Origin of the sequence: Corynebacterium alimapuense (genome assembly GCF_003716585.1) — a bacterium.
GTDB classification, from domain to species: domain Bacteria; phylum Actinomycetota; class Actinomycetes; order Mycobacteriales; family Mycobacteriaceae; genus Corynebacterium; species Corynebacterium alimapuense.
Window position 1 is genome coordinate 675,589 of the sequence record NZ_PTJO01000003.1, and the last position, 11,968, is coordinate 687,556.

General features: G+C 57.8%; 12 protein-coding genes. 7 read left to right on the plus strand and 5 right to left on the minus strand.

All coding sequences use genetic code 11. The features are described 5' to 3' along the window. Window positions 1–111 precede the first annotated feature (111 nt). Window positions 112–1,134: an LLM class flavin-dependent oxidoreductase gene (locus C5L39_RS04490; RefSeq protein ID WP_123047651.1), complete on the plus strand. Its 1,023-nt coding sequence runs from the start codon at window positions 112–114 to the stop codon at window positions 1,132–1,134. Window positions 1,135–1,220: 86 nt separating this feature from the next. Here the strand turns inward: C5L39_RS04490 and C5L39_RS04495 are convergent, their stop codons facing one another. Next, window positions 1,221–1,748: a hypothetical protein gene (locus C5L39_RS04495; protein WP_123047652.1), complete on the minus strand. Its 528-nt coding sequence runs from the start codon at window positions 1,746–1,748 to the stop codon at window positions 1,221–1,223. 13 nt (window positions 1,749–1,761) lie between these two features. Then, window positions 1,762–2,670: an AEC family transporter gene (locus C5L39_RS04500; protein WP_123047653.1), complete on the minus strand. Its 909-nt coding sequence runs from the start codon at window positions 2,668–2,670 to the stop codon at window positions 1,762–1,764. Window positions 2,671–2,814: 144 nt separating this feature from the next. Here C5L39_RS04500 and C5L39_RS04505 point away from each other — a divergent pair, with 144 nt between their 5' ends. From C5L39_RS04505 to C5L39_RS04525, 5 genes are read left to right on the plus strand one after another with little or no spacing between them, the layout of a single operon-like run. Beyond that, window positions 2,815–4,320, plus strand: coding sequence for an ABC transporter substrate-binding protein (locus tag C5L39_RS04505; RefSeq protein ID WP_123047654.1), 1,506 nt, complete (start codon window positions 2,815–2,817; stop codon window positions 4,318–4,320). Further along, window positions 4,317–5,255 (plus strand): ABC transporter permease, encoded by a 939-nt coding sequence (locus C5L39_RS04510; protein WP_123047655.1) that lies wholly within the window; start codon window positions 4,317–4,319, stop codon window positions 5,253–5,255. The genes C5L39_RS04505 and C5L39_RS04510 overlap by 4 nt, the downstream gene beginning before the upstream one ends. After that, entirely contained in the window at window positions 5,252–6,067 is an 816-nt protein-coding gene (locus tag C5L39_RS04515) for an ABC transporter permease (protein ID WP_123047656.1), read from the plus strand. The genes C5L39_RS04510 and C5L39_RS04515 overlap by 4 nt, the downstream gene beginning before the upstream one ends. Continuing rightward, a complete protein-coding gene (locus C5L39_RS04520) occupies window positions 6,064–7,500 on the plus strand; it encodes an ATP-binding cassette domain-containing protein (RefSeq protein ID WP_123047657.1) in 1,437 nt (478 codons plus the stop codon). Before C5L39_RS04515 ends, C5L39_RS04520 begins: the two co-directional genes overlap by 4 nt. 28 nt (window positions 7,501–7,528) lie before the next feature. Further along, a complete protein-coding gene (locus C5L39_RS04525; protein ID WP_123047658.1) occupies window positions 7,529–8,470 on the plus strand; it encodes a ribokinase in 942 nt (313 codons plus the stop codon). Window positions 8,471–8,486: 16 nt separating this feature from the next. On the opposite strand, the gene C5L39_RS10700 is transcribed toward C5L39_RS04525, so the two are convergent. From C5L39_RS10700 to C5L39_RS04535, 3 genes are all read right to left on the minus strand, one after another. Further along, window positions 8,487–8,627, minus strand: coding sequence for a hypothetical protein (locus tag C5L39_RS10700; protein ID WP_165857970.1), 141 nt, complete (start codon window positions 8,625–8,627; stop codon window positions 8,487–8,489). A gap of 89 nt (window positions 8,628–8,716) precedes the next feature. Further along, entirely contained in the window at window positions 8,717–9,715 is a 999-nt protein-coding gene (locus C5L39_RS04530) for a bile acid:sodium symporter family protein (RefSeq protein ID WP_123047830.1), read from the minus strand. Between the two features lie 113 nt (window positions 9,716–9,828). After that, the gene (locus C5L39_RS04535; protein WP_123047659.1) at window positions 9,829–11,115 is read right to left on the minus strand and encodes an alpha/beta fold hydrolase; all 1,287 of its coding nucleotides are present in this window, start codon (window positions 11,113–11,115) and stop codon (window positions 9,829–9,831) included. A 32-nt stretch (window positions 11,116–11,147) separates the two neighbouring features. On the opposite strand from C5L39_RS04535, the gene C5L39_RS04540 reads away from it, so the two are divergent. Continuing rightward, entirely contained in the window at window positions 11,148–11,927 is a 780-nt protein-coding gene (locus C5L39_RS04540) for an aldose epimerase family protein (RefSeq protein ID WP_123047660.1), read from the plus strand. Window positions 11,928–11,968 lie beyond the last annotated feature (41 nt).

Consider the following 11,968-nt stretch of genomic DNA (forward strand, 5'->3'; position numbering starts at 1 on the left):
GCTCGGGGTACAACCCCTGAACAGGTGCTGCGGGTATACGGGAATAATCGCACCATAATCTGGGTTGAGATTTGGGAGTACTTACCGCAGACCTGGAAGGCGACTATTTCTGTGTCCCCCACCATCCCGTTGTCACTGATCGACTTTTGCACGATCTATCCAGGAGAAACTAACGGCGAATCTATGATTCGCTCGGTAGATCTGGCTCAGCGCGCAGAACAATTCGGATACTCACGAATCTGGTATTCCGAGCACCACAACATGCCCTCGATCGCCTCTTCCGCCCCTGCAGTGCTGATCTCGCATATTGGGGCCAAGACGGAAAAGATCCGGCTCGGCGCCGGTGGCGTCATGCTGCCCAACCACTCCCCCTATGTCATCGCCGAGCAATTCGGCACCCTGGCGGAGCTCTACCCAGAACGCATCGATCTAGGTTTAGGCCGGGCGCCCGGCACCGATATGAACACCCTCGGCCGAGCGTTGCGTCGAGACGGCAATGCCGCAGAGCACTTCCCACAGGATGTTCTAGAACTCGACGGTTATCTTAAGGGCAGGTCCAAGATTCCGGGCGTCTCCGCCATTCCAGGGGCCAATACCAACGTGCCGCTCTACATCTTGGGTTCCTCAATGTTCGGAGCGACCCTGGCTGCACAATTGGGGCTTCCTTATTCCTTTGCCTCGCATTTCGCACCAACTCATCTCGAGCGTGCAGTGGATTATTACCGTGCTAATTTCCAGCCTTCAGAGACCCTGAGCGAGCCTTATGTCATCGCAGCAGTGAACGTCATCGCTGCTGAGACCACCGAAGAGGCCAAAGACCAGCAGCACCGAGTTCACCGCCATCGGGTGCGCGCGATGGTTGGGCGTGGCCGCAGCTTTTCTGACATGGAGCTCGATGCAATCATTGCTTCCCAGCAAGGCCAGCAGATCATTGACATGATGCGATTCAGCGGCGTTGGTACCGGTGAACAGGTGCGCTCTTACTTAGAAGAATTCACCGCCACCGCCCAAGCGGATGAGCTGATGGTCTCATTGCAGGCAACCTCGCACGAGGAAGTCCTGCGCAGCATGAGCATCCTGGCTGATGTCTGGGGTCTCGACCCAGCTCACACTGCTGGTGCGCCTGGGGCTTAAAGCCCCCCTGCCAAGGCCACCAAGAGCCACCGATAGTGGGCCGCCGGGCTTTTCTAGCAGCTGCCAGCGCACGCAGTCCTAGCGGCTTAAAGGGTGCCCAACTTATCCACGCTGATGGCTGGAGCTCGCTGCCCGATTAGCTCTACCATCTCAAACGGCTTCGGCTTTGGCCCTTCCGGAAATCGCACAGTATAAGGCGCCGCTGCAAGAAAAGCGGCCGAGTCCTTGCCTATTCGCTCCGGTATATGTTCTGGCAACAGGACCAGGAAAGTTCCCTGACCAAGCTTGGAATACAGCTGCAGGTGGGCTAATTGAGATAGCGGAAAGCTCACCCCAGTTGAGATGAGCTGAATCTGTTCGCCAACTATCAATACTGGCCGCGAACGCCGCCACAGGACGATTACCAGCATGAGGATAGAGATCAAGATCCCCATGGCGGGGGCAAGGGCTGCGAGATAGAACAGATTGCCCACTACCTGCTGTTGCTGATTGCCCGCCGACCACAGTAAACCCAGCAGGATTGGCACGAGGGCTAGCACAAACACCACGCAGGTGATCACAGCCCGGCTGGTTGCCAGATGCAGCGGGGAACAGCGCAAGGTGATCGGTTTCATGATGACAGTGAGTTTATCCCAGCAGGTAAGTGATCAGAATCAGGACGGGGAAGGACACCAAAGTAGAGACCACTCCGGCATCGCGGGCGAGGATTTCGTTGGTTCTAAATCGCAGCGCATAGGTGAGCACGTTTTGGGCGGTAGGCAGGGCAGCTAGTACCACCGCTGCCAACAGTGCGGCTCCGTCCATGCCGAAGACGAGGTGCGCGATGAGACCGGCTACCAACGGGTGCACGAAGTTCTTGAGAATGACCACGATCGCCACATCCCAGTTCGGTCGCACACTAGAGCCAAGCAAAGACATACCAAATACCAAAAGCGCCAACGGTACGGCTGCCCCGGCGAGTAATCCGACAGGTTCGCTCAGGATCACTGGCACCGGGATCCGCACATAGCCCACCGTCATCCCTGCTATGGCTGCCATCAGCATGGGGTTAGTCAAGGCTTGAAGAAGATTGCGCATCAGTGAGGCTTGCTTGGATGAGTTCATCAAGTCCAACACAGTGAGGGTGCTCGGCGCATAAAAGGCGACCTGAAAGAGGATGACGGGCACGACAGCGGCGGCGTCGTCAAGAATGTAGACCGCCAGAGGGATACCGAGGTTGCCAGCATTGGCATAAGAGGACGCCAACATACCGATCAGGCTGTCGGGTTTGCTGCGTCCACGCAGGCGCAGGAGCAGAAAACCTAAGAAGCCAGCGATCAGGGCAGAGGTAGAGATAACGACAAACCCGGTGGAGAAAATCTCTCGAGGGTCAGTGTCGATGAGAATGTCGAAGAGCAATGCTGGGGTGGCAACCAGGTAGACCACATTCGCCAACACCATCCGGGCGCCTGGCCCAAGTGCCTCTTTGAGCGCTAGGTGATAACCCGCAGCGATGATCACGGCCACTACTCCGAAACCGGTGATCACCTCCAGCATGGTGGTCTCCCTTTCATCGATGATCTTCGTGGCTGCGCAGAAAACTACAGCATATACCCGTCATCGCTAGCTCTCAGCGCGAGAATCCGCCGTGATGGCATCCCGTTTACTTGATGGAAGCTCCGCCGATTACCCTTGTTCGCTATGACCATCCGCCAGGTAGCCGTCGCCTTCGCGCTCGCCGCGGCGCTGTCGATGTCCGCGTGCTCGGCAGGTTCCACTGCTACTCAGGTGGGCCGGATCGCCGATGCCGATAGCCTGGTGGTGGGTACTACCGGAGTACCGGCTTCATTGGATTTCACCACCACCGCGGGAGCAGCCATCCCCCAGGCAATGATGGCCAATATCTACGAAGGCCTTGTGCGCATCGATGATGATGGCCAGATCGAACCGTTATTGGCTACCTCTTGGGAAGTTTCCGAAGATCGCACCGTGTATACCTTCCAGCTGCGCGAAGGGGTCCGCTTCTCCGATGGCTCTGCCTTCACCGCAGACAGCGCGGTATTTAGCATCAATTATGTCCAGGACTCCTGGACCAACGGGCTCAAATCTCAGATGGCAGTGGTCTCCTCAGCGAAGGCACTCGATGAATACACCCTCCAGGTCAGCCTCACTCAGCCGTCTCACCGCTGGTTGTGGTCGATGGGCACCTTAACTGGGGCGATGTTCTCCCCCACCGGTGTTGATCAACTGGCCACCAATCCGGTGGGAACTGGACCGTTCACGCTCGAGCGCTTCGCGGTTGGCGAGTCGGTCTCGCTAAGCGCTCGAGCTGATTATTGGGGCACACCAGCGCAGCAAGATGCCAGCATTCGTTATTTCTCCGATGCCACCTCTGCAGTCAATGCGCTGCGCTCTGGCGATATTGATGTCGTCTGGTCGATGCAAGCGCCGGAACTATTGGACAATCTGCCCGAAGAATATGACGTCCAGGTCGGCACCACCAATGGCGAGGTACTCCTGGCAATGAACAATGACTCCCCACCGTTTGATGACCCGCGGGTGCGCCGGGCAGCAGCTAATGCCGTGGACCGCGACGCGCTCAACCTCGTGGTCTGGGAAGGATTGGCCACCGATACTGGCGGTGCTCCCGTGCCTCCGAGTGATCCTTGGTTCACCGGAGACGAGTATCTAGATTTCAATCCAGAACGCGCCCGTGAGCTTTTGGCAGAAGCTGGGTATAACTCCAATGACAACCGCCCCCACATAACCATTGCGGTACCGACGCTTCCCTATGCCCAAAATATCTCCGAGCTGCTCTATTCCCAGTTGAGCGAGGTCGGTTTCGAGGTCACTTTAGAAAGCGTGGAATTCCCGGCAGTATGGCTCTCCCAGGTCTTTAGCGAGCAGGACTACGACATGTCGATCATGGCCCATGTTGAAGCCCGCGATCTCCCCACTTTGTTCGGCGATCCCGACTACTACCTCGGATTCGATAACACTGAGGTTCAGGAGCAGCTGCTGGCAGCCGATACGCAGCTCGATGAAACCAGTCACATGATCTCCGCGGTGGAGACCATCATGGCGCAGACAGGTGCGCTAACGGTGTTTAACCAGCCCAATATTGTCATCACGGCACCAGGTATCACTGGGATAGAACCCACCGTGGTCACCGATGCGCTAGCGTTGGCAGGGATCGATAAGCAGTGATCATTCGGGTATTGCTTCGCTATCTCCTCTCCCTATTTTTGGGTTCACTCATCGTTTTTGCCCTCTTGCGTGCCATTCCTGGTGACCCGGCGCGCGTGGCGCTAGGAGTCACGGCCACTGATGAAGCGGTCGCGACTCTAGCTGCCCAATTAGGCACCGACCGTTCTCTTATCGCGCAGTATTTCAGCTGGATCGGGGGACTTCTCACCGGAGATTTCGGGGTCTCGCTGGCATCTCGTCAAGACATCACTCCCCTGATTCTGGATCGGGCGCAGGTCTCGATGATCCTGGTGGGCACCGCGATGGTGTTCTCGGTAGTGATTGCCATCCCGATGGGGATGTGGGCGGCGCGCCGATCCTCGCGTATCGACGGCGCGTTGGTCGCAGGTTCCTCTCAGATCGGCATTGCGATCCCCTCGTTTTTGGCGGGAATCTTGTTAGTTACGGTGTTCTCGGTGCAGCTGGGTTGGTTTCCGGCCAACGGCTGGATCCCACCCGGGGCAGATTTTCTCGGCTTTTTACACCGGCTGGTCTTGCCAGTAATCGCGTTGACCGCGGTCCAAGCGGCGATGCTCACCCGCTACATCCGCTCCGCAATCTTGGAGATCATCGACGGTGATTTCATCCGAACTTCGCGGTCCACGGGAGCGTCGATAAGCCAGGCATTGCGCCGGCATGGACTGCGCAATGCCGCACTACCAGTGCTGACGGTCACTGGTCTCCAGCTCACGGCGTTGGTCGTGGGCGCGGTGGTCATCGAGCGAGTGTTTCTTATTCCGGGACTGGGCTCGATGCTGCTGGATGCCCTCGCCCAGCGTGATCTGACCACGGTGCAGAGCATCGTGATGGTCTTGGTTGTATTCACCCTGACGGTCAACCTCTTGGTTGATCTGGCCTACCGGCTAGTTGACCCGAGGATTGGGAGTAACGCATGAGAAGACTTCCTATCTCCGGGTGGATCGGTTTGATCATCGTCGCGCTGACCATAGCCACGGCGCTGGTGTCATTGTTGTGGACTCCTTATGACCCTTTGCACGCGGTGCCCGCCGATCGGTTGCTGGGCGCTGGCCCACAGCATCTTTTAGGTACTGACCGTTTCGGTCGCGATGTACTCAGCCGGATTATGAGCGGTGCACGCATCACCTTGCTGGTTGGCGTGGTGGCAGTGAGCATCTCCGCAGTGGTGGGAGTTGCCGTCGGGATTTGGGCAGGGATGCAGCGAGGCTGGGTGGAATCGATCACCATGCGTGGGGCGGACCTGATGCTGGCGTTTCCGGCACTATTGCTGGCGATTATTCTGGGCGCTGCTTTTGGTACTTCCACCGTTACTGCGATGGTAGCTATCGGGATTGCGGGGATTCCGAGTTTCGCTCGTGTGGCTCGTGCCGGAACGCTGCAAGTGATGACCCAGGACTATGTGGCTTCCGCACGGGTCTCCCAGGTTCCTGGGTTGCGCATTGCCACCCGGCATATTCTGCCCAATATTGCGGGCATGCTCGTGGTGCAAGCTTCGGTAGCCTTCGCCCTGGCAATCCTGGCCGAAGCCGCCTTGAGCTTTTTGGGCTTGGGCACTTCCCCGCCGGATGCGTCGTGGGGACGGATGTTGCAATCTGCGCAAGCCTCCCTCGGCAGCGCCCCACAGTTGGCTTTGTGGCCAGGTCTGGCTATTGCTCTCAGCGTCTTGGGATTCAATCTGCTCGGCGATGGTCTGCGCGATGTCCTCGATCCGAAACGGAGCAGTAAATGAATGTTCTTGAGGTCAAAGATCTCACCGTCGGAGAAGGACTTATCGCTGGCATCTCCTTCCAGATCTGCCGTGGCGAGCGCCTAGGGATGATCGGTGAATCCGGCTCTGGCAAGTCCTTGACTGCGCTGTCGATCATGGGATTGTTGCCCCGTGGTCTCAACGCCACCGGTTCGATCACACTTCTCGGCACCGAGGTCATCGGCCGCAGTGACCGTCAGGTTCGTCGACTCCGCGGGCCGGTGGTGGCCATGGTGTTCCAGGAGCCAATGAGCGCGCTGGATCCGTTGATGACGGTGGGCCGACAGGTCGCCGAGGCCTGCGATAGCAGTGCGCAAGCAGATATCACCCAACTGTTTATCGACGTCGCCCTCGATCCAGCACGCATGGATGCTTACCCACACGAACTCTCCGGTGGGCAACGTCAACGAGTGCTCATAGCCATGGCGTTGGCGCATGATCCAGACCTGCTCATCTGCGATGAGCCCACCACAGCTCTCGATGTCACCGTCCAAGACCAAATCCTCGAACTGCTCGATGCGTTGGTCGAACAACGTGGGCTATCCCTGCTATTTATTACCCATGACCTCGGCGTGATCAACCGCATGTGCCGACGAGTGCTGGTGCTTGCCGACGGCGCGATCATTGAGGAAGCAGCAACCTCTCAGGTGCTCAGTCAACCGGCTCACCCCTACACCGCACAGTTGGTAGCCGCAGCTCAGCCAGGCCCCCCGGCGGTCCCAGGACCGGTAGGCCAGGTGGTGCTCACGGCAGATAAGGCCACTAGGCGTTTCGCATCCCAGAACGCACTCGATAATCTCTCCCTAGTGGTCCACCGTGGTGAGCGCCTCGGGATAGTGGGAGGTTCCGGTTCCGGAAAATCAACCCTACTGCGCCAATTCGCCGGACTCGATGCCCTAGATTCGGGTTCGGTAACGGTGGGTGCGCAGGTGCAGGTAGTTTTCCAGGATCCCCAAAGCTCACTCAACCCGCGGCTGAAGGTCGGCCGCAGTATCGCCGAAGGAATGCCTCGAAAGGATAGTGAGCGAATCAACCAGGTCTTAGCCGAAGTCGGGCTTGCCCCCGATTCTGCTGAGCGCTATCCGCATCAGTTCTCCGGTGGCCAGCGCCAGCGAATCTCCATTGCACGAGCAGTAGCTGGTCGCCCAGAAGTACTCCTGGCCGATGAACCTGTCTCCGCACTCGATGTCTCAGTACGCGCCCAAGTACTAGAGCTGCTTGACCGATTGGTCAAAGACTACGGACTAACGCTGGTGATGGTCTCCCACGACCTATCGGTCATCCGCGAAGTCTGCACCACGGTGGCGGTGATGCACCAAGGCCGCATCGTTGAGCATGGCCCCACCGAGCAAATCTGGGTAAATCCTCAACACGAATACACCCGATCTCTTTTGGCTGCGATCCCTAGACTCTAGAAAAATCTCATCGTGGGACAATAACTACATGACTACTCAAGACTCCACCTGCCAAATCGTCGTCGTTGGTTCCATCAACGCCGATCTCACCGTTCGGGTGGGGCGACACCCCTTGCCTGGGGAAACCTTGCTGGGTACCGGCGGTGAAGTCACCGCAGGTGGCAAAGGCGCCAACCAAGCAGTCGCAGCTGCACTACAAGGTGCCAGCGTCGCACTCGTCGGCGCCGTCGGTAATGATCCTTATGCGGCTCCGGCTACCGAGTTTCTGTGTAGCTCTGGAGTGGAGATGTCGGCAGTAAGCACGGTGAAAGAAACCACTGGGCTAGCGGTGATCAGCGTCTCCGAAGATGGTGAGAACTCCATCGTGGTCGTTCCCGGCGCGAATGCCACGGTGGATGCCACCGCCGTTGCTGCCCATAAAAAACTGATCGCTGACGCCGACATTGTTCTGCTCCAAGGAGAGATCCCTGCTGATGGTTTTGCTCAGGCCGTGAAGCTGGCTACTGGCCGAGTAGTGGTCAACTTGGCGCCGGTTATCCCCGTCGATCGCGCTGCGCTACTCCACGCCGATCCGATCATGGCCAATGAGCATGAAGCTGGGTTAATTTTGCAGCAGCTCGGGATCATGGCGGCGTCCGAAGACCCACAGGATCTTGCTCAAGGACTATTGGATGCGGGTTTCCGCTCGGTAGTGCTCACCCTCGGTGGGGCTGGTGCACTGGTTGCACAAGGAACGCAGCTGATCACGATCCCTACTCCGAAGGTATCGGTGGTCGATACCACCGGTGCAGGCGATGCCTTCGCAGGTGCGTTCGTCGCTGAGTTACTTTCCGGAACGGATAAGCAAGGCGGTGCAAACTTGGTAGCTGCAGCCCAGCAGGCGGCCCGTGTTGGGGCGTTCGCCGTGACTTCTCGTGGTGCACAGGTGTCTTACCCTGGTTTGCACGATCAGCTACCAGCAATCGACTAATCTGGTGACTTAAATTCTACCCGGAGTAAACACTGGTGAGGATGCCGAAGTCTAAGGTTCTTTCCTCATTGACCTCGAAGACTTCAGTCATCCGATCAAATCGATCGATTTCATCGACCGACAGTGCCACGTGCTCGGGGTTTTCGGGCAGCTCCATGGTTCTTAGCGTACCTGCGGATCAGTTCAGCGCCAGTTGAGGGTCGCCTCAGACCATTAGCGCAGCTGAGCCTCTAAAGCTAGGTCAGCTTAGGAAGCTGACACCTTCTCCGGGGCAATGGTGACGGCGTCGTTGGATTCTTCCTCCGGCAGCGGGAATTTGCGTGCCACGGAAGCGTAGATCGCGCCAGTGATGTTGTGGAGCACTGCAGCAACGGCACCAGGTAGAGCTGCTTCTGGGGTGAAGAACTTCGCAGCCATGCCCGATGCCAGACCTGCGGACTGGGTGCTCACCTCGACTGCCATGGTGCGATTGCTAGATTCCGGCAGATGGAAAAGCCGGCCGGAAAGGTAGCCCAGGGCGTAGCCAAAGACATTGTGGATCAATACGGCGATAAAGACGAGGGCGCCAACCGCTGCTAGGCGTTCGGTGTTGTTGGCCACCGTGGGAAAGACCACTGCCCCGATACCGACGATGGAGATCCACGGCAGAATCGGAGTGATCGAACTGACTGCTCGGTCTGCGAAGAAGCGAATAACCAGTCCACCAATAACTGGCAATAGGACCGTCTGGATCAGGGAGATCGCCATTCCCATTCCATCTACATCAGTGCGCTGATCTGCCAGCGAGAGCATGAGCATCGGGGTCACGATGGGAGAAAGCATCGTAGACACCGAGGTCATCGCCACCGAGAGCGCCACATCGCCCTTGGCCAAGTAGGTAATCACGTTAGAGGAAGTGCCCCCGGGCACCGAACCAAGCATGAGCAGACCCACGGCCAGTGCTTCATTCAGGCCCAGCAGTCGGGCAACGGCCACCGCGCACAGCGGCATGATGACGAACTGTGCAATAACTCCGAGCAAAACCGGAAGTGGTCGGCGAGCGACCTCTTTAAAATCCGGAATGGTCAGTGTCAGGCCCATGCAGAACATGATGATCATCAGAAAATAGGTGATGAAATCCAGCAGCGGGAGAAACGGCGTGGGAAAGATGTAGGCGAGAACGGTTCCGGCGAGAATAAACAGCGGGAATGCGGTCACCGCGATGGCGGCGGAACGGTCCTCTTTGGATTTGGCAACGACAGACAAGGCTCTTGATCCTCCATGGGAGATGGTGACTTCTCCGGCCACGACAGTAGAACGGGTGTGCCTGCTGTGTGAGGAGAGATTCAATCGCGTCTGGGTGTGCGCCGAACTATATTCTAACTCCTCGACTGCTCCGCTATTTCTTTGAGTCCACGGAAGATCTTTGCGCCCTCTACACGCAGACCATCATGCTGGTAGGAGGCGGTTTCCCAGGCGTGGCAGTTGCTCAACTTCGAAGCCGTTTCCAAGGAAAGTTCTCGGGGAACAAAGATGTCATTGGTATAGACCGCAGCTGCAGCAACCACGGGTGCACTGGCCATCGTTTCCTCGTCATAGAGTGCTGGCCATTCCCGCTGTGCTAATTGTTCGGCCACCGATTGGAATGGCTGCAACGCCGGGTCCTCCTCGAACTGCCAGGGGAAGATGTGCTCGCCGGTGAGGAAGAACCGTGAGCTATGGATCGGGTCCAGGTTTTCTTCGAATCCCTCGATCTCCTCGCGTACTCGGTGTGCTGCCCAATCAGTAGGACCTGGGGCGGTTCCGCCGTAGACCGATTCATGAATAACGCCGTAGAGGGGCGCTGCTTCAAACGACAGACGTTCGCCTAGCTCGGCGAGAGTATCGCCACGGAGGCGTCGCTCGCCACGGAACTCATGGAAGGGCGCCTCGAGCACATTAGCCAGTGCGCGGATTCCCTGGCCACGTCCTAGCTCGATGCCGATGGTCCGGAACCGACGTGAACTGAGCCGCTCCCCAGTGGGCAGTCGTTCATCCGAGTTATCCAGATGGTGGCAGATTTCTCGAATGCGCTGCTGGGCAAATGGCACCTCTTCGTAGAAGACCTCGTGCCGGGCGGCCAGCTTGCCATAGGTTGCTCGGTAAAGATCCCGCGCATGAGTGTCAATGCTGGGCAATCCGCCGGTAAAAAAGGCCTGGCGGATCGATTCAGGATGCCGGGAAAGATAGGTGGTGATGCAGAATCCACCGAAAGATTGTCCCAGGACATCCCAGTTATCGAAACCGAGTGCGCTGCGTAGTTCTTCCGCGTCCTCGACGATATGGTCGGCGCGCAGCAGCGAGAGATGGGCGGCGTCGAGAAGCGCCGGATCAGCGTGGCGATCGATGCGAGTGGAACGGCCAGTACCGCGCTGATCAAACAAGATCACCCGGTAGTCTTTGAGCGCCTCGTTAAGCCAGCCGTCTAGGGCGGTGGGCCGTGGCGCACCGTGTCCGGGCCCGCCTTGGAGGAACAACAAAGCGGGTAGCTCATCATTCCGAGAGAGCTCACGGGCAAAAATCTCTAGGCTCTCGCCTGGCTGAGTACGATCCCAATCAACGGTGAGGGTGTGTTCTCGGACGGTGAGTCCGAAGTTCATGGTCGTGGTGGTGTGAAGTGCCGACATTTAATCCAGAGTAGTGGTTAGGCTTAGAAGCTATGAACGAGCTCCTATCCACTGGCCGCCTGCAGCTCAACCGTGGCGGATCTCATTTGATCAGCGCCGAAACCTCCCTCGGTGAACTGTTTTATCTCTCTTCGACAACTGGTTTCCCACCTGCCCAAGCCATCCGGGGTGGGGTACCAGTCATCGCACCCTGGTTCGCCGACATTCTGGGGTTAAGCCCTAAACATGGCTGGGCGCGGACCAAACCCTGGGAGGTACAGGTCACCGACTCGGGAGCGGAATCTACGCTGAGCGTGGATGGGATAACGCTGACTTATCGCGCCACAGAACTTCCCGATGGAGTCCGCGTGGAGCTTTCCGCCCACAATGACAGCGCACACAGCCAGACGGTGCAACTGGCTTTTCATCCTTATTTCTTAGTCAGCGATGTTGAGCAAGTCACGCTCAGTGGATTAGCTGACGTGGAAGCGCTCGACCGCGTCAGTGGTGATTATTTCACGCAATCTGGCCTGGTGAATATCTCTGGAGAATATGACCGGATTTTCCTCGAAACCCATTCGACCTGCTTGGTCGACCATGGTTTGGGGCGCAGCATCACGATCACCGCTCAAGGCGCAGATTCCACCGTGGTATGGAATCCGGGGGAACAGGCCGCAGCGAGCATGGCTGATATCGGATCAGGTGAATGGTCGAATTTCCTCTGCGTGGAACCAGCTTTACTCGGCCCAGCTCACCAGGGAGTCAGTATCGCAGCAGGAGAAACCCGCAGGCTTGTCATGGAGGTCACGGTCAACGCGATTGAGGCTAATTAGTTTCTTAGTTTCCTAGTTTCGGCAAAAAGCACCAAAGCCGG